Source organism: Paraburkholderia sp. Clong3 (assembly GCF_050436485.1).
Classification (GTDB): domain Bacteria; phylum Pseudomonadota; class Gammaproteobacteria; order Burkholderiales; family Burkholderiaceae; genus Paraburkholderia; species Paraburkholderia tuberum.
The window spans coordinates 124,156-141,737 of record NZ_JBNDMH010000004.1; the positions used below are offsets into that span (position 1 = coordinate 124,156).

18 protein-coding genes and 2 pseudogenes are annotated in these 17,582 nt (G+C 60.4%); 14 read left to right on the top strand and 6 right to left on the bottom strand.

The features are described 5' to 3' along the window. Positions 1-52: 52 nt before the first annotated feature. Both OKW30_RS38560 and OKW30_RS38565 read right to left on the bottom strand, forming a co-directional pair. Positions 53-270, bottom strand: a pseudogene (locus OKW30_RS38560) (IS701 family transposase); the annotation flags it as partial. 48 nt (positions 271-318) lie between these two features. Then, a complete protein-coding gene (locus OKW30_RS38565; RefSeq protein WP_429349307.1) occupies positions 319-1,584 on the bottom strand; it encodes an IS256 family transposase in 1,266 nt (421 codons plus the stop codon). Positions 1,585-2,882: 1,298 nt separating this feature from the next. Here OKW30_RS38565 and OKW30_RS38570 point away from each other — a divergent pair. The 12 genes from OKW30_RS38570 to OKW30_RS38625 all read left to right on the top strand — a co-directional run bounded on the left by OKW30_RS38570 (position 2,883) and on the right by OKW30_RS38625 (position 13,674). After that, positions 2,883-4,205 carry a lysine N(6)-hydroxylase/L-ornithine N(5)-oxygenase family protein gene (locus OKW30_RS38570; RefSeq protein ID WP_429349308.1) on the top strand — a complete coding sequence of 441 codons (1,323 nt, stop codon included), beginning with the start codon at positions 2,883-2,885 and terminating at the stop codon, positions 4,203-4,205. Between the two features lie 4 nt (positions 4,206-4,209). After that, positions 4,210-5,451 carry an MFS transporter gene (locus tag OKW30_RS38575; protein WP_429349309.1) on the top strand — a complete coding sequence of 414 codons (1,242 nt, stop codon included), beginning with the start codon at positions 4,210-4,212 and terminating at the stop codon, positions 5,449-5,451. A gap of 40 nt (positions 5,452-5,491) precedes the next feature. Beyond that, complete coding sequence (locus OKW30_RS38580) at positions 5,492-5,635, top strand: hypothetical protein (protein ID WP_429349310.1); 144 nt, start codon at positions 5,492-5,494, stop codon at positions 5,633-5,635. Between the two features lie 99 nt (positions 5,636-5,734). Further along, positions 5,735-6,961 (top strand): ISL3 family transposase, encoded by a 1,227-nt coding sequence (locus OKW30_RS38585; RefSeq protein ID WP_429348116.1) that lies wholly within the window; start codon positions 5,735-5,737, stop codon positions 6,959-6,961. Positions 6,962-7,110: 149 nt separating this feature from the next. Continuing rightward, a complete protein-coding gene (locus tag OKW30_RS38590) occupies positions 7,111-7,698 on the top strand; it encodes a phytanoyl-CoA dioxygenase family protein (RefSeq protein ID WP_429349311.1) in 588 nt (195 codons plus the stop codon). A gap of 75 nt (positions 7,699-7,773) precedes the next feature. Beyond that, a protein-coding gene (locus tag OKW30_RS38595) for an IS5 family transposase (protein WP_429349312.1) occupies positions 7,774-8,767 on the top strand; the annotation gives its coding sequence in 2 pieces (ribosomal slippage) (positions 7,774-7,842 and positions 7,844-8,767; 993 coding nt in all). Between the two features lie 152 nt (positions 8,768-8,919). Next, complete coding sequence (locus OKW30_RS38600) at positions 8,920-9,255, top strand: cupin domain-containing protein (RefSeq protein ID WP_090812753.1); 336 nt, start codon at positions 8,920-8,922, stop codon at positions 9,253-9,255. Position 9,256: 1 nt separating this feature from the next. Continuing rightward, positions 9,257-9,847: a class I tRNA ligase family protein gene (locus OKW30_RS38605; RefSeq protein WP_429349313.1), complete on the top strand. Its 591-nt coding sequence runs from the start codon at positions 9,257-9,259 to the stop codon at positions 9,845-9,847. A gap of 40 nt (positions 9,848-9,887) precedes the next feature. Further along, positions 9,888-11,297 carry a cytochrome c peroxidase gene (locus tag OKW30_RS38610; protein WP_090812754.1) on the top strand — a complete coding sequence of 470 codons (1,410 nt, stop codon included), beginning with the start codon at positions 9,888-9,890 and terminating at the stop codon, positions 11,295-11,297. A 97-nt stretch (positions 11,298-11,394) separates the two neighbouring features. Further along, entirely contained in the window at positions 11,395-11,571 is a 177-nt protein-coding gene (locus OKW30_RS38615) for a plasmid pRiA4b ORF-3 family protein (RefSeq protein WP_244145146.1), read from the top strand. A 533-nt stretch (positions 11,572-12,104) separates the two neighbouring features. Continuing rightward, positions 12,105-13,208, top strand: coding sequence for a PAS domain-containing protein (locus OKW30_RS38620; protein WP_429349314.1), 1,104 nt, complete (start codon positions 12,105-12,107; stop codon positions 13,206-13,208). 13 nt (positions 13,209-13,221) lie between these two features. Beyond that, positions 13,222-13,674, top strand: a complete 453-nt coding sequence (locus OKW30_RS38625) for a GGDEF domain-containing protein (protein ID WP_429349315.1) — start codon at positions 13,222-13,224, stop codon at positions 13,672-13,674. A gap of 322 nt (positions 13,675-13,996) precedes the next feature. Here the strand turns inward: OKW30_RS38625 and OKW30_RS38630 are convergent, their stop codons facing one another. From OKW30_RS38630 to istA, 3 genes are read right to left on the bottom strand one after another with little or no spacing between them, the layout of a single operon-like run. After that, positions 13,997-14,218 (bottom strand): hypothetical protein, encoded by a 222-nt coding sequence (locus OKW30_RS38630; protein WP_429345678.1) that lies wholly within the window; start codon positions 14,216-14,218, stop codon positions 13,997-13,999. After that, positions 14,215-14,979 carry an IS21-like element helper ATPase IstB gene (gene istB, locus OKW30_RS38635; protein WP_429345679.1) on the bottom strand — a complete coding sequence of 255 codons (765 nt, stop codon included), beginning with the start codon at positions 14,977-14,979 and terminating at the stop codon, positions 14,215-14,217. Before istB ends, OKW30_RS38630 begins: the two co-directional genes overlap by 4 nt. Then, positions 14,966-16,468, bottom strand: coding sequence for an IS21 family transposase (gene istA, locus OKW30_RS38640; protein ID WP_429345680.1), 1,503 nt, complete (start codon positions 16,466-16,468; stop codon positions 14,966-14,968). Before istA ends, istB begins: the two co-directional genes overlap by 14 nt. 66 nt (positions 16,469-16,534) lie before the next feature. On the opposite strand from istA, the gene OKW30_RS38645 reads away from it, so the two are divergent. Together OKW30_RS38645 and OKW30_RS38650 are read left to right on the top strand one after the other, a co-directional pair. Then, positions 16,535-16,678: a hypothetical protein gene (locus tag OKW30_RS38645; protein WP_176133875.1), complete on the top strand. Its 144-nt coding sequence runs from the start codon at positions 16,535-16,537 to the stop codon at positions 16,676-16,678. Beyond that, positions 16,678-16,803, top strand: a complete 126-nt coding sequence (locus OKW30_RS38650; RefSeq protein ID WP_256211476.1) for a hypothetical protein — start codon at positions 16,678-16,680, stop codon at positions 16,801-16,803. The genes OKW30_RS38645 and OKW30_RS38650 overlap by 1 nt, the downstream gene beginning before the upstream one ends. A 470-nt stretch (positions 16,804-17,273) precedes the next feature. On the opposite strand, the pseudogene OKW30_RS38655 reads toward OKW30_RS38650, so the two are convergent. Continuing rightward, positions 17,274-17,477, bottom strand: a pseudogene (locus tag OKW30_RS38655) (tyrosine-type recombinase/integrase); the annotation flags it as partial. Between the last annotated feature and the right edge of the window lie 105 nt (positions 17,478-17,582).

The following is a 17,582-nucleotide window of genomic DNA, read 5'->3' on the forward strand; positions in this document are numbered from 1 at the left end:
GCCATCTTTGTATGAGGCGTAGTCCAAGCAGGATACGCAACGTGGTAACAAATCAGGAACGTGGCGTTGTGCGCGCTGGACTGCCCCGTGGGATGTAATCCGGGGGAAGGACAGGCAGCGTGCGTTCAAGGAAGTTTTTTTATCGCCTTCGTCTGATCCCATGCTGAGTCGCTGAGCCATCATAAACCCATATGCAGTGGTACTCAGTCTGGCGTGGTGGTGAAAGCCACGCCAGTCGCGCCCCTCGTAATGACCGAGCGCGAACTCCTGTGAGCTAACGTCAAGAGTGGTGTATGGGCAGCTTGATGGTCGGCGATTTCAAGCGGCGAATTTCTGCTGAACCGGTCGATCGTCTTGCACCGGTTCGCCGTCCCTGAAGGCAATGCCCTCCAGCAACAGCTTGATCTGTTCGGGGCCGTTGATGCGGCGCCAGGTTTTCTCGGCTTCCTCGATCAGCTTGAATGCCAGACCAAGGAAGGTCGGTCGCGACACGCAGTTACGCGTGCGCGTAGTGCGGTGGCGCACGGTCGCGAACGTCGACTCGATCGCATTCGTGGTCCGCAAATGCTGCCAGTGCTCGGCCGGGAAGTCATAAAACGCCAGCAGGCTCTCCCGGTCCTTCTTCAGCGTTTCGGTCGCCTTTGGATATTTCGCCGCATAGACCGTCACGAAACGATCGAACGCGGCGTACGCATCGGCGCGCGTCGCGGCCATCCAGATCGCCTGCAGGTCTGCCTTCGCGCGCCCCTGTTGCGACTTCGGCAGCGCGTTGAGCACGTTGCCCATCTTGTGAAACCAGCAGCGCTGGCCGCGTGTCGCAGGGAACACTTCTTCCAGCGCAGCCCAGAAGCCCATCGCGCCATCGCCGACTGCCAGCAACGGCCCCGCCTGCAAGCCACGCGATTTCAGATCGAGCAGCAGCTCCTGCCAGGACGCCTTTGACTCGCGATACCCGTCGCCGATTGCTACGCGCTCCTTGCGCCCATCCGGCCTCACGCCGATGATCACCAGCAGGCACTGGCCGTCTGAGTTCTCACTGCGCAGGCCGGTATGAATGCCGTCGACCCACCAATACACGTAGCGCGAGTTCGACAGATCACGCCGGCTCCAGTTGACATGCTCATCGGCCCATTGCGCCTTCAGACGACTTACCATGTTCGCCGACAAGCCTTTGGCGTCTTCACCCAGCAGCACACTCAGCGCCTCGCTCATGTCGCCGGTCGAAATGCCTTTCAGATACAGCCACGGCAGCGCTGCGCTCACGCGCGGCGACTTGCGCACATACGGCGGGACGATCGATGAATTGAACTTCACGCCTGAGCCTGACCGATCACGAACCTTCGGCACCTTCACCGGAATCGGTCCGGCCGCCGTCAACACTTCGCGCTCCGGCAGATAGCCGTTGCGCACCACGGCACGCTGGCCGTGCAAGGTCTTGACGTTCTCCAATCGCTCCAGCAGCGCCGACAGCTCCGCTTCAATTGCCTGCTGGATCACCTGCCGCGCACCTTGGCGCACCAGATCATCCAGGCCCAGGCCGACTTCCGATAGACCGACGACTTCTTTTTCCGTAAACTTGCTCATGGTGGATGGTTTGTTGTTTGCTGGTTTCCGACTTCGACAATCAGATTCTCAGCTGAAACCTCCACCGCCTTCAATCTCCCGCCTCAATCCCCCCGTACACCACTTCCGACTTTAGCTCCGGACGCGGGGGCAGCGAAACTTTTTGAAACCCAGCACGAGCCATGTTTGTCGCTTTATCGACTTGATCTGATTGGATGAGGAACTGGACACGTTGAAACGCTGACAAGCTACCTGTGCCGCGCTGCGGCAACGCTCAAGTGCCTGTGACCCGGCTCGTCGCAAACTATTTTTACTCCTCGCGCGGAACGCGATATGGGTACTCGTCTTTGGGGGAACCGGGTCCCCTCCTTTCGGCAATAGCAACGGGACAGTGGCGCACGCCTCGGCTGATAGTGCAATTGATATCTTCTACCGTGAAGACCTGGTACTGCGGACACTGCCACCATGGAAAATTGAACGGATTTTCTTCTTTTGCGTCAGCGCTGACTCGACGCAAAAATGACGGAGCAGTCGGCTCAGACAGTGTCAAACGTGCCTGTGACGCGTGGGGGGCCGATGGTACTGCTAGCTTGCGCGACCTGCAGCGGGGTGCGACGACGGCAGGCGGCGACGCCCGATATTGCGCGTATCGACTGCGCGATAGATCACCTCTTCGATGGAAACGACGAGGCTTTGCAAAAACCTACGATACCCAACGCCTGCAAAACACTTCGTCCCGTTGCCCTGCGGTGCCGGAGGTGCGGTGAGCAGCTTTGACCTGCCCGCGCGAAGCCCGCGTCGAATTGTTTGGTGCTGACGACAACACCGCGTTCGAACAGCAAGTCCTCGACGTCGCGCAGGTGCAACTGAAACCGGCAGTACCATCGCACGACGCGATTGATGACGATCGCCGGAAGGCGACGGCCACGATAGACCGATTCGATGTTCTGAGTCCCGGATGTTATCCGAACCACTGAGCAACGTGACAACTCTCTTTGGACTGCGGGTGATCCGGCGTCTGAATCCGACAACGCCGCGTGGACAATTGACGCACCGCAAGGTTTGCGTATGTTCAAAGTGTTCAGCTTCTCAATTCCTCGTATGATTCACTCAGGCGGCCCGAGGTAATGTCAAACCAAGCATAGTGCTGGTCAGAATGCCATTAGGAAGAAAAGCGATCGTCATCTACGGCTTTCGTTTTCCTGCAGCGGGCATCGGCTACGCAGTACGCCGGCACCACCGCCTCAACCTTAGTCCACGGGAATTGCGCTGCACTATATCGGTTGGCCAATTCCCCTCTAACGGCGGAACAAGGTCCTATGGACATGCTAGACGTCATCGGTATTGGTATCGGACCGTTCAATCTAAGCCTCGCGGCGCTCATTCAGCCGACCGGTTTGCGAGCGCTCTTCTTTGAGAAGCGCATCAAATTCTCCTGGCATTCGGGGCTCATGCTGCCCCAAAGTCAACTCCAGGTGTCGCCGCTCAAGGATTGTGTGACCCTGGTGAATCCCACAAGCCCATATTCCTTTCTCAACTATCTCGCTGTACATCGACGCCTGTACAGTTTCGTGAATAAAGGTGGAAACAGCACGTCGCGACGTGAGTTCACCCACTATTACCAATGGGTCGCGCAATGCCTGGACACGCTTCGATTCGGCGAGGAGGTGATCGATATCTGGCCTTGCAATAAGGGCTATTGCGTAACCACTACCGCGCGCACCTATCATGCGCGCGCGGTAGTGGTCGGGGTCGGCGTCGAACCCAAGGTGCCGGCATGTGCGCGGCAGGTGGTTGGCGAGACGGTCTATCACGTAGACGACTACCTTAACCGGAAACCGTTCAGCGAAGACGAACATGTGCTGGTGGTGGGCGGCGGGCAGAGCGGCGCGGAAGTCGTCGAGCACATGCTGACCGAGTCAGGTCCCGACAAGATCACGTGGGCGACGTCGCGCGCCAATCTGTTTGCGATGGACGACAACGCATTTGTCAATGAAGCATACATGCCCAGTTATAGCCAACGCTTTCACATGCTGCCGATCCAGCAGCGCCGGGCCATTGTCGAAAGCGAAAAGCTCACCAGCGACGGCATCTCCGCCAGCCTGTGCAACCGGCTCTATGAAGCGTTGTACGAACGCAGCGTCCATGGCACGCTAGCCGACTGCTTTCGTCTGTTGCCTTCGGTGACAATGGACGAGATCACCCGCCGCAGCGGTCGCTGGCATATCGGGTTGACCTCGCTCGTCACGTCGCAGCGCAACGGCATAAGCGCGGACAGAATCATCCTGGCAACCGGTTTTCAGCCGCGCCATTTGCCATTCGTTCAGAAGCTGCTCGACGGCGCAAGCCGTGAAGACGGTCTGCCAACGCTCGATCCCGATTACGCCGTGCGCTTCGATGCGCCAATGCCCGGTCCCGTGTATCTGCAAAACCAAAGCCGCGTGCAGCATGGCCTGCAAAGCGTCAATCTTTCGCTGGTGGCGTACAGGAACAGCCGCATCATCAACAGTCTGCTAGGTCGTGCGTTCTATCCGGATGTTCCGGACCGGCAACTGCTCGACAGCCTTGAGGATCAGGAGACTGAAGCAGGATCGGTACTGTGCGACGCGCCTCAGGCCTCGCGTCAACCGGCAGTGGCGTAAGCGCATGACTGGCTCCTCCATTTATCTATCGACTGGCGAGCGTGCGATCTCACACGCCGAGCACTTGCCGGCATCCCTCCAATTACGGGCGTTCATTCCGTTTCTGATCGCGTCACTGGTGATCGCCGCTTCGTACGGGACGAGTTTTCTCCTGCCCGAGTACCTGCAATCCCTGGGCATGAAGAGCGATGTCGCCGGCGCCGTGATTTCGAGCGGCATGCTCTCGACCATGATCTGCTGCTGCGTGGCTGGGCGCATAGCCCAGCATATCGGGGTCATGCCGACCATCGCGCTGGCCTCGCTCGTCATGGCAGGCAGCATGCTCTGCTTCGCCGCTGCGCCAATGGACATTCGTGCCGTCTATGCAGGCGGTTTGCTGTTGGGCGCTGGGTGGTCCGTGTTCTTCATACTCGCGCCGCTGCAAATCATCCATCATCTGTGCCCCAACGCGCGTATCCAGTACCTGACCTTCGTCTCCGGCACGCAAATGGCCGGCCTAGGCATGGCGGCGCCTTTGAGCCGCCTGATCGCCCAACATACCGGCTCGATCGCGCTGGCCTACCTTCTGTTCGCTGCGGCATGCGCGGTGGCGGCAGTCTGCGTCAAGATCGCCAGCGAGGCGATGAGGGATAGGTCCTGTTTGCCGATGACGCGCGTGGCCATTACCGCGACCGACACGTTGGCCCTGCTCAGGGCACGAACAGCAGTGCCGATCGCAATGATCGCATTGGCAGCCTGTGTCTTCGCCGGGCTGGCGACTTACCAGACACCCTATGCCGTCTCGCGTAACCTCAGGCCAGACCTGTTCTTCCTGACGTTCACGATAACCAGCGTGGCACTGCGCTTGTCGCTCGCGAGAACCATGGGACGCATCAAGCCCGCGCGACTGGCGCTCGCATTGTTTTTGCTGACCGGCGCCTCGCTCGTACTGTTCCTGTTGAACCACGGCAGCACGACGCTTTATATGGTCGCTACCGCGCTGTTCGCCACGGGCTACGGACTGAGCTACTCGACCCTGAACGGCATGGCCGTGAACCTCGCCGGAGACCACGCCGTTTCGGTGCCGGTGACTTCGCAAATCTTTACGCTTGCCTATTTCATCGGTCTGTTCGGATGCCCTTTCCTATGTGGCGCCCTGATTCACGTTTTCGGCGCCGATGCAATGCTCGTCGCCCTGCTAGGCGCCGTACTCGCCAATGTCGTGCTACTCGGCGTCATGCGAATGAAGGCGCATTTCGCCGCCTGACTTCTCCTTGAAAACTCCGTTCCTTAACGAGGTGGTTCGTATGCTGAATGAAACGCAAAAATCCAAGTGGCACGAAGATGGATATTTAAAAGTAGAGGGCTTTTTCGATCCGGTCACCCGCGAAAAGATTTCTGCCTCTTTTGAAACCCGAGTGGGTGATTTGGCGGGTCAAGGGCGGGCGTGAGCCCGGCGCAGCGAACCCTTGAGGCGCCCTGAACCGACAAGCTGGTGCATGGCTGGTTGCGGCAGAATGCGGCAACCAGCCATGCGAGACGAAGCGAACATGACGAATCAACTCTTTGAAGCCGCCTTGGGAATCAAGGCCCCGTGGTACGTGCAAGGCGTCGACTTCGACACGGCCAAACGGCAGCTCACGATTGCCGTGGACTTTGTCGCTGGCAGCCGCTTCGCCTACCCCGGGGTCGCCGGTGAGCACCCAGTGCATGACACGCAAATCAAGCGACTGCGCCACCTGAATTTCTTCCAGCACGAGTGCTATCTGGAAGTGCGGGTACCGCGAGTGCGCTTGCCGGATGGCGCGGTACGGCTGGTGGAACCCGACTGGGTCGGCCAACTCGACGGCTTCACGTTGCTGTTCGAAGCGCTGGTGCTGATGCTGGCGCAGCAGATGCCGTTTGCCGCGGTGGCACGCATCGTCAATCTGTCGTGGCACCGCGTGCACGCCATCTGTTCGCGCTATGTGGAACTCGCGCTCGCGTCGGCGAACCTGTCGGACGTGAGCACGGTAGCTATTGACGAAACCTCGTACCGGCGCGGCCACGAGTATCTGACGCTGGTCGCCGACATGCAGGCGCGACGGGTCGTGTTCGTCACGCCCGGGCGTGACGCGAAGACGATTGAAGGCTTCGCGGCATATCTGAGCCGACACCACGGCACGCCCGAGCAGGTCACCTCGGTGAGCATCGACATGTCGCCCGCCTTCATCAAAGGCGTGGGCGAACATCTGCCCAATGCGCGGCTGACGTTCGACAAGTTTCACGTCGTCGCCCACGCGTCCAAGGCGCTTGATACGGTGCGCCGCCAACAACAGAAAGCCGACCCACAACTTAAAGGGATGCGCTGGACGCTGCTCAAGGACGCCAACAAACTGAATCTGGCGCAATTGACCGACCTCGAGGCGCTGCTCAGGCAGTACGCCACCAAGCGCACCGCGCGCGCATGGCTGTATCGCGAGCAACTGCGCGAGATTCTCGAGCGCAAGCAAATCCATGTCGTCTCCGAGATGTTGCGGCAGTGGTGCACCAACGTCATGCGCTCGAAAGTCGAGCCGATGAAGGACGTCGCGCGTCTGATTCGTCGGCACTTCGACGGCATCGTCGCCTGGACTCAGACGCGCCAGACCAACGGCTTCATCGAAGCAATCAACGGCTTGTTTCAAGCGGCCAAGCGAAAGGCTCGCGGCTACACGCGCTTCGCGACGATGCGCACGGTCCTCTTTCTCGTTGCTGGCAAGCTCGATTTCTCCGGCTTCAACCCGCATGCCTCGTGAGCCCCGTTACCCACTGCATTTTCAAAAGAGCCAGATTTCTGCTCTGGTCAACGATGTCTCGCGCTGGGAAATCAGCGACAGCAAATGGATGATGTGGTTCGAGAAGACCGAGGACGACCGCAGGATCGTTTCAAAGGTAGAGAACTTTTTTGGACTTCAACAACAAGCTGCGCGACCTGTTGCTGGCCGACAAGCGCATCCAGACGGCCGTCGAATCGCTTCTCGATGAAGATACCCGCATGCTCAAGGAACTGCTCATCTTCAAGTACCCGGACAGCGGCGGCTATCGTCCGCATCAGGACATCTATCACATCCCGCACAACATTCCTGAACGCATGGTGCATGCCGTGGTCGCCATCGGCATCGATGATTCCGATCCGGACAACGGCGGCCTGTTCTTCAGTCCGGGCAACCATCAGAAAGGTGTGTTTCCGATGGACGCCGGCGGCGTGATTCATCCGGAAGTGGCCGAGACGTTCAAGTGGGAACCCGTGCCCTGGAAGGCCGGCGACATCTTCGTCTTCGACGACTACGCGCCGCACTATTCGCAGCCCAACAAAAGTAACCGTTCGCGCCGCGCGCTCTATCTGGTGTTCCAGCGCGCCTCAACTGGTGGCCCCACGCGTACGGAATACAACAAACTGAAGCGTGCCTACCCCACCCGAAGGAAAGGAATCGAATATCCACGATCTGAAGCCGCCAAATGGCATTTTCTATCGCACCTAAGGAAACACTGATTTATTTGGTGCGACCGTCATCGCAGATGTGATCGAGGGCGTTGTAGAAGAAATTCACGGGACGGACGATCGACGATGAAGCGGCAGATCAGCTTTGCGGAAGCGGAAAGTGCGGGCAAGAAACGTGTGACGAGACGCCAGCGCTTATCTGGCCGAAATGGAGCGCGTCGCGCCTTGGCCGCGCTTGCTGGCGGCGATCGAGCCGGACTACCCGAAGGGCGGGCGAGGTCGGCCGCCGATCGGCCTGGAGCGTATGCTGCGCATCTACTTTCTGCAGCAGTGGTACGGTCTGTCGGACGAAGGTCTGGAAGATGCGTTGTATGACAGCATCGCGCTGCGCGCCTTCGCCGGTATCGACCTGGCGCTCGAGAATGTGCCGGATGCGACCACCTTGCTGAAGTTCCGTCGCCTGCTGGTCGAGCATGATCTGACGAGCAAGTTGTTCAACGAGATCGGCATCTCGCTGTGCGAGCGCGGGCTGATGATGAAGGAAGGTACGCTGGTCGACGCGACAATCATCGAAGCGCCACCGTCGACCAGGAACGCCGGGAAGAGCCGCGACCCGGAGATGCATCAGACGAAGAAGGGAAACGAATGGCACTTTGGGATGAAGGCCCACATCGGTGTCGACGCCGATTCGGGGCTGGTGCATACCGTGGTTGGCACGTCGGCCAACGTGTCGGATGTGTCGCAGGCCCATGCCCTGCTGCACGGACATGAGCAAGAAGCGTTCGGCGACGCGGGCTACATCGGCGTGGACAAACGCGACGAAATGAAGGGCAAGCCGGTGAAGTGGCGCGTGGCGGCCAAGCGCGGAAAGATCAAGGCGATGCAGGACGGTCCGCTGAAGGACCTGGTGGTTGCGGTCGAGCGAACCAAGGCGCAGATTCGCGCGCGGGTCGAGCATCCGTTTCATATTGTCAAGAACCTGTTCCATCATCGCAAGGTGCGCTACAAGGGGCTGGCCAAGAACACGGCGCAACTGTTCAGTCTGTTCGCCTTGGCGAACCTGGTGATTGCGCGAAATCTATTGCAGCCGGTTCATGGGGGCAATCCGTCATGTGTGTGAAAGATGCGATAAGTGAGGCTCGCTCCAGAGCCAAATTCACCGAAACCGATCCTCATTTACTTCGTCATCCGGAAAAAATCCGCGCCATCCCATGTGCAAGCTCGGCAGCCCGGTCAATTAATCAGCGCTTCCCTAATGTAATTCACCGGAGGATGTGCGTGTACACAAAGCAGATTGACCCATCCATGATGCGGCCGGAATACGGCGTTCTTGTTTGCCGGCTGCTCGAACATCTGCCCGCTGGCCTGACAAAAGCGTTCGGCACGTCGATTGTTGAGGTCGTGCCGGCGGCCGCTGTCAATCTGCACTCCCATTCCGAGCATGAACTGTGGGTACTCATTTCAGGCAAGGGAGTCTTCGAGGTGAATGGCCAGGCGCGGCCAGTGGCAGATTCAACGCTGCTCTATATCGAGCCGAATCAGGAGCACGCGATTCGCAATGCCGATCCGGCAGCGAGCCTGAAATTTCTATCGATATGGTGGGACTAACTTGACCACACGCACCTTTTTCGTTTGCCCCGCACCGCCCTGCCCGAACGGCAAGCTGCATCTCGGCCATATCGGCGGGGTCTATCTGCTCACCGATCTTTTCGTTCGCTTTCAACGCATGAGAGGTCACCGCGCCTACCACGTCACAGGTGCGGACGAGCATGGCACCTATACGGTAGTGAAGCCGCGCAAGCTCGGTCGTCCGATTGACGAAGTCGCGCAGTTGCATATTGACGAGATAATGGATTGCTTGCGGGCAATGCACATCGAGCCCGATGTCTTCATCGGAACAACGGACGCTACGCACAAGCAGAACAGTCTGAAGATCTTTCGCGAGCTGGAAGCTGCAGGCTACATTGATGTGCGTGATGGCCCAGCGAAGACATCCACTGCGCCGCCCTCTACCGCAAACAAGTCGACGAGCGCTTTTCAGCATGGCACTACGTCACTGATTTCGCTCAGGATCCGTCCGTTATATAGGCAGACACCCCCTTCGCGCGTGTCTCGGAACCAGTCAATTCCTGTGCGTTCTGTACGATCAGCACGGCATCGCTCTGCAGCCGATATCAACATCAAGACCTACCCGATGTAAACGGTATGGGATTCCGACCAAAATCGAAACAGGAGAGCAAGTGAAGAAACTGCTGATCGTATCGATCGCCGTCGTGCTGATAGGCTATCTCTGCATCAGCGGCATTGCGTACATACACGACAAGGACTATGCGGAAAGAGCGGCCGCGAGACTGGCCGCGTCCCCACAAGCGTACGGCATCCGCAAAGTGTTAGATCGAAACGCGTGCTATTACTGCCACTCGACGAAAACTGTCCTGCCCAACTATGCCGCGCTACCAGGCATTCGTCAGCTAGCCGAGCACGACATACAGACGGGCCTCGCCTACTTCCGCATCGACAGCCTGTACGCGGCGCTCGGAAGTGGCGTACCGGCCCCCGAAGCCGATCTTGCAAAGCTGGAAACCGTTGTGAACGAACGCACCATGCCACCAAAGCTGTTTCGCTTCGTACACTGGACCACCGGCTTGAGCGCTGACGATCAACGCGCGCTTCTCGACTGGATCGCGTCACAGCGACACAGCGCATATGCGACGCCCGGCGTTGCACCAGAGTTCGCTAACGAGCCGGTACAACCGTTGCCACATTCCTTGCCGACTGACGCGGGCAAGGTCGCGCTCGGGAACCAGCTTTTCAACGATGTCAGACTATCGGCGGACAACACGATATCGTGTGCGAGCTGCCACAACCTAGCGATCGGTGGCGTAGATGGAAAAAAGGTTTCGTCCGGCGTGGGCGGCCAGTTGGGTGCAATCAACGCACCGACAGTGTTCAACTCGGCACTCAACCGCACGCAGTTCTGGGACGGTCGCGCCGCCACGCTGCAGGAACAGGCCGGCGGCCCACCGCTGAATCCGGTCGAAATGGCGTCCACGTCATGGAGTGAGATCATCGATAAGCTGAAACAGGACTCATCGCTGACGCAACAGTTCTTGCGGGTGTACCCGGACGGTTGGTCAGGCGAGAACATCACAGACGCGATCGCCGAATATGAGACGACACTGCTAACGCCGAGTCGCTTCGATGCTTACCTGCGCGGCGACAGGGATGTGCTGAATAGCGAGGAACTGCGCGGCTACCAGTTATTCAAGGCAAACCATTGCGCGACCTGCCACGTTGGCAAGAATCTGGGCGGGCAGTCGTTCGAACGGATGGGCCTCGCGGCCGACTACTTCGCCGCGCGGGGCCACGCGCGCACCGACGCGGACAACGGCCGCGCCAACGTTACGAAAGATCCGCTCGATCGCCATGCGTTCAAGACGCCGACGCTGCGCAACGTTGAGCTGACCGCGCCCTATTTCCACGACGGCAGCCGCATCGATCTGCGCGAAGCTGTACGTGACATGGCGACATATCAGGTCGGCAAACAATTGGCGGAATCGGACATTGACGCAATCGTCGCGTTCCTGAGGACGCTAACGGGTACGCACCAACCCGCCGCGACATCCGTACGGCCACGCGACTACCCGTGAATCTGAACGACGGCCGCGAGGTCAACAGCACGACGTACAGCTTCGACGGGCTGTCCGACGGCAAGGAGCATTGTGCGGTGACAACTGGCGGCATCGTGTGAAGGGCGAGAAGGTCCTGCCGCCTGATCCTGAGTTGCTCTCGCCCATCTGCCCGGACGGCCGCAACGTCTGTCCGCCGGAAGATGTTGGCGGCGTACCCGGCAATATCGATCTCCTCGACGCGATCATCGATCCCGCTTATCAGGAACATCGTGAAGGGCCGCTCCAAGAGTGAAATTGCCACTCGAATGACCTCGTGCCGACAGTGTTCAACGACTGCTTCTGGCCGATCTCGGTCCGACGCCGATCGGTCCCACCGGGGGGTGCCGCCTTCCTTGCTGTTAGCAGCGGGCGACACGAACGACTGCGGGGCTGTCGCTACAGCCCGCAGGCCGGGGCGTCCGTTGCGAGACCCATCCTTGGCGCTCGTCGCGAACCAATTCGCCCTAAATGTAGTGCGTGCGTTGCCGTTATACAGTCGTTTGCCACGGCTCGCGGCTCCTCCCTGTAACGGCTTACTATGCTGGTTCGCAACGATTTGCATGACGGCGTTGTTCCGCCTACCGTACCCACGGTCGACGAATTAGCACCGACAACGGCCAACACTGAATGTCAGGCGTTGGTAAGGCTTGCGCGGGCTCATTTCGGCGTCGCAACTTCTCTCGTCGCCTTATCGACCCCTTGGGGCAAAGGCCAAAAGCAGTGGACGGCGTCTTGCCTGACGCGCTGCCTCCGGACCTGACAGGTGTGTCGTCACAAGCATGCTCAATGATGGACAGGATGGTCATCGTGCCGGATACGCACGACGACGAGCGCTTTCGCGGCGGGCCTTCCGATCTCACGGTGCGATTGCCACGCTTCTACGCTGCCTGTGCGCTGACGGACGCCACCGGACGCCATCTTGGCGCGCTATACCTGCTGGATGATTTGCCCCGCGCGCTAGATGACGCGCAACGGAGGTTTCTGTACGAACTGGCTGGGGTGATCGCCCGCGGGCTTGAACGTACGGATGTGCTCACGGACCTAAGCGACCGCGTGAAAGCACTGGAGGAACGCGCGGAACTGATGACGCTGGCGCTTGACGGTAGCGGAACCGGCGTCTGGGACCGCAATGTTGCCAGCGGCGAAATTCATTACTCGCCTGCATGGAAAGCGATCCTCGGCTACGAGTCCCACGAGCTTGGCAACAGGATCGAAGACGCCTATCTGCGTTTGCATCCAGACGACCTTGCTTACGTCAGCACAGCGATGCAGGCGCACTTTGAAAGCAGATCCGACAGCTACGCGGTCGAGCACCGGATCCGATGCAAGGACGGCAGCTACAAGTGGATCTGCAGCCGCGGCAAGGTGGTCGAGCGCGACCGCAACGGGCGAGCGCTGCGCATGGTCGGTACGACGACCGATATTACAGCGTTGCGGGAAACGGCCGGGCAGCTCCAGCAGTCCGTCGAACTGGTCACGAACCTGACCGACGAGGTGCCGGGCCTCGTCTTCCAATACAGGTGGATGCCCGATGGACGCTCCTTCTTCTCCTATGCAAGCGACGGTATCCGCGACATTTTCGAATTGATGCCACAGCAGCTCGCGACAACCGCAGAAGCCATCGACGCACTGGTCGATCGGCGTGATCTGGCCGCGTACCGCCAGTCGCTCAGGCAATCTGCCGCAAGCCTATCGCCGTGGCACCTCGAATTTCGGGTGCAACTGCCCCGACAAGGCTTGCGCTGGCGGCAAGGGGATGCGCGGCCGCAACGGCTGGCTGACGGCAGCACATTGTGGCACGGCTTCATCACGGACGTGACCGAGCGCAAGCAGATCGAGGCTGAACTGCAGGAACTCTGCGACTATCGACTTCCTCACGCAGTTGCCTAATCGCCGGTACTTCATGAAGCAGAGCGAGGCCGAGTTGGCGCGCATCCGCAGCACCGACAACGACGTGGCCGCGATTGTGATGTTTGATCTGGACTACTTCAAGGCGCTCAACGACCGATGGGGGCATGCAGTTGGCGATCTTGCGCTCGCGCATTTCGCCATGCTTCTACGTGCCGAAATGCGGGTCGGTGACATCGTTAGGCGCTTGGGCGGCGAGGAATTTGCAATGGTGCTGCCGAATACGGGTCTCGACGCTGCGATCAAGGTCGCCCGGCGCGTCCAGCAGCGTGCATTTCGAACCCCCTTGATTCATGGCGACGTGCGCATCGAGCTGTCCGTCAGTATTGGCGTCGACATTATGCGAGCGACCGATGCAGGGATCCACCAGCCGTTGTCGCGTGGCGACAAGGCGCTGTATCGAGCAAAGGAGCGGGGCCGCAATCGAATCGAGGTTTCTCTGGACTAGCTCAGCCTGCGGCGCGTTCCGATAAATACCTTATGCGCGATGCAATGGTCCGCCATGTCCACTTATGGATCAACCCGGTCCGATTACGAACTTCCGTAGACGACCCCTATGCTCAGGTCGCAACTATGCGCAGATGGTCATCGCGAGCGCGGCCAGCCCCCTAAGGGGTGCGGTAGGAGCTGGCGAAACCTACGCATAGTTACAGCGTCCGCAGGAATGTTGACGGCGGCGTAAATCCGCACATAAATGGCGGCACAAGGTTCACCAGGACCGTCAACAATGAAGCGCCGTTGACGGCCTCGGTCGGGGTGGCCGGTCCCAATCAGAATGGATCGCCGATGTCGTTGAGATTGGGATCCTCGGGAGGGGAATGCTGTTCGTGCAGCAGGTCATGCAGGGCGAGGTCATAGTGCATGCAGATCCGGGCACGCAGATCCCCGATGAGTTCGACGACGGCGAGCGCCTGTTCCGGCGACCAGTTGTCCGGTATCAGGAAGTCGAGCCCACGGGTGATGCCCGAAGGCAGGTGTGCCAGGCGCTTCATGATTTCTTCTCCGCACGCGCGCTACTGCGTCTGCTGGCGCGTTGCTCGGCCCTCTCGCGCGCTTCCTTGACCCGGTAGGACTCGCCCTCGATGGCAATGACTTCGGCGCGATGGACCAGCCGGTCAACGAGCGAGACGACACAGGCGGCGTTCGGGAACACCTCGTGCCATTCGGAGAACGGTCTGTTGGTTGTGACCACGGTACTTGCCGATCCGTACCTGCGGCTGACCAGTTCGAACAGCAGATCGGCGTGGCGGTTTGAGTACGAGAGGTAACCGACCTCATCAATCACCAGGACGTCAGGGGATGCATAGCGGCGCAGGCGTCGACGCAGCGCCGAATCGCTGTCCAGTGCGGCCAGTTCGCCGAGCATCTGACCGGCGGTAGTGAACAGCGCGGTGTGACCGTGCACGAGCGCCTGATAGGCGAGATTGAGCGCGAGGGTTGACTTGCCGACACCATTCGGGCCGATCAACACGACGTTGGCGGTATCCCTGACGAACCCGAGCGACATCAACTCTTCAACGGCAAGCCGGTCGCAGCGCGTGGGCCAGCTCCAGTCGAAGTCGCACAGCGGCTTGAAGTTGCCCAGGCGGGCATCGCGGATACGTCGCTCCAGTGATCGGCGGGCGCGCTCATCCTCTTCCCACTGCAACAGCGGCGCGACCCACTGTTCGGCGGCCACATCGGTCCAATGCGCGAGCAGTCCGTACAGACGCAGGGCGTTCGCGCGCCCATGAAGGTTCTCAGGCGTGTTCATCGGCGCCTCCCGCAAGCTGGTCGTAGATGTCGAGCCGGTGTGGTGTCACCAGCGTGTCCTTGTTGCGCACGTGTTCGGGCAGGATGAGGGTGACTGGCGGCGGGGCCTGCCGTGCCTCGCGCCGGCGCTCAAGCGCCAGACGTACCGGATTGGGATGAGGCGCCGCGTCGCTGGCAAGGGTTTCCTCGATCGCGGCCTGCAGTTCGGCCGGGCCATAGCGGTCGAGCAGTCGCAGCAGGTGCGTGGTGATATTGCCCAGATTGCCGCCACGCTCAGCGGCGTGCAGCATCAGGGTCCGGCTGGCCGGCGCAGCCCGGGCCAGATGATCAAGACCGCGATGGTGACGGGCCTCGTGCTTCCTTGCGACGAGCGCATCGATGTGTGCGGCAATCTCGATCTGCGCGCCGCGATCGTAACTGCGTTCATGGGTGGCGAGCAGATCGGCGCCGTCGAGAATGCGTACGCGCCGGGGATCAGCTCGTACCGTGAGCGTGCGTCGCACATGGGTATACGGGATCGTATAGTCGTTCAGGTCGAAGCGCACGTAGGGCGTCTTGCCGACCTTCACGGCGAGAAGCAGCTCACACGGGTACGGATTCTCCGGCAACGTGAGCAGGCTGGGCTGTTCGCGCCCGAAGGCCTCGCGCACGGTGATCATGGGTTCTTCGCGGCAGGGCCGCTCAGCAGCGGGTCCCGCGCACCAGATTGCCGCCTGGGCGTTGAGATCGTCGAGGTCCGTGAATCTGCGAGCGGCAAAGAAGCTCTCGCGTACAAAGCGGATTGCCCGTTCAACGCGCCCCTTCTCGTTGCCCCGTGCGACAGCCACCGGACGAGGCTCATAACGATGATGCGCGGCGAACGCGAGCAATGTCGGGTGGAAGCGGATCGCATCGCCCTGACGCTCAAGCACGGCGCTACGCAGGTTATCGTAAAGCAGAACCCTGGGGACCCCGGACCATGCTTCGAAGGCGCCGGCATGTCCTGCCAGGAAACTGTCCATACGGGCATCGAGGAAGAAGCGCAGATAGATCTGCCGTGACCACGACAGCACCATCACGAAGGCCATCAGCGGTCGTCGTGCCCGACCGATCTGCAGGTGACCGAAGCTGGCCCAATCGACCTGCGCCTGTTCCCCGGGCAGCGTGCGCAGGCGCAGGTAAGCCTCAGGTACCGGGCGTGGCCGGTGCAGCGAGATCAGGTGCCGGAAGTGGTGGTGACTGCCCCGGTAGCCGCGCTCATACACCATCGCATACAGGCGACTGGCCGTGAGCGAGGGAAACTTCTTTAGCGTCTCGTGGATGAACGGCAGGTAAGCATCGATCTGTGAGGCTCGCTGCACGGCGCCAATCCTGGGCAGGCCGGCCTGGGCCAGCACGCGCTGGACGGTGCCGCGGTGCACGCGCAACTGGCGCGCGATGGTGCCGCAACGCCACTTCTCCACGTGGTAATAGCGCAGGATCTGCGCCTCGAGTTCAGCTCCAATGGTCATGGGTCGTTTCCTGTTCTGTCAGTAGTAGTACGAACATCACGGAAGACCCGACGGCGCAGTGGCCCGATGCGTACAAGGCCCGAACAGATGCGGCGACAGAAGCAGCAAGGCGTCGATCCGGGCGCGGCGACAGTGGATGTCGATGCGGTGGCCGTCGTCGTCGAAGTCAGTGGCAGTAGAGCATTGGCGACGGGTGTCGGGGAACGCTGATGCGTCACTTTATTGAGGCGCTGACGATAGCGACGCATCCGTTCGGCATGTGCAAAGCGGCCACGACGACTGAGTTGATAGCGTTGGCCAGCCTCGCGCAGGCGGGCGCGGCGCGAGGCCTGTGAGCAGTCGCCACCGCAGTAAATCTGGCCGCGATCGCAACGGCGGCACACGACGACCTGCGCCCGGCAGCGGGCGCACAGAAAGAGGCGGCCAGTGGCCGGCATCGGCAGTCCCCGTCAATGCCGAAGCGGAATCGACGAGGCGGATCAGCCGTGCCATACTGGCCCGGCACCCGTACCCCGTTGTGCGCGTGTGGGGCTCGACACTGGAATGAACTTGGCGGTTAGGACCGGTGTCGGGCCTGTTTCTTCGGCGGTCAGTTGTAGTCGTTCTTCTACCGCATCCCGATTCCCGCGTCATCCCCCTGCCGAACCGAACATCCCCGGTGCGTCTGCGCTCGCCCTACGGGCTCCCTCCGACGCACCCGAATGTGAGCCTCATGAAACGTCCCAGAGTCGCCGGGCTGAACAGCAATCGCGTCGCCCGGCTGTCCGACGCCGCCATCCAATGTCGGATTCCGACCGCCATTCACAAGGAATCGAATCAACGCGTCCGGTGCTTGATACCGGCGAATCCTGGCATCGGGCGCCTCGAGCCGACCGAGTGCTTTCTCCTTCATCGGGAGGTCAGCTTCGACGTAGCGATGGGTTGTCATCGGGCTCTCGTGACCGAGCCACAAGGCGATCACGTTGAACGGAACGCCCGCCTGCAACAGGTGCATCGCGGTCGTATGGCGCCTATGTCGCTGGGTAGATAGAGCAGAATTGTGTGCGTAGCTCGTCCGTCAGGTTTTGGAACAATGCAGCCAAACCCACCGGGGGTTCCTCGGAGCACTGCAGGG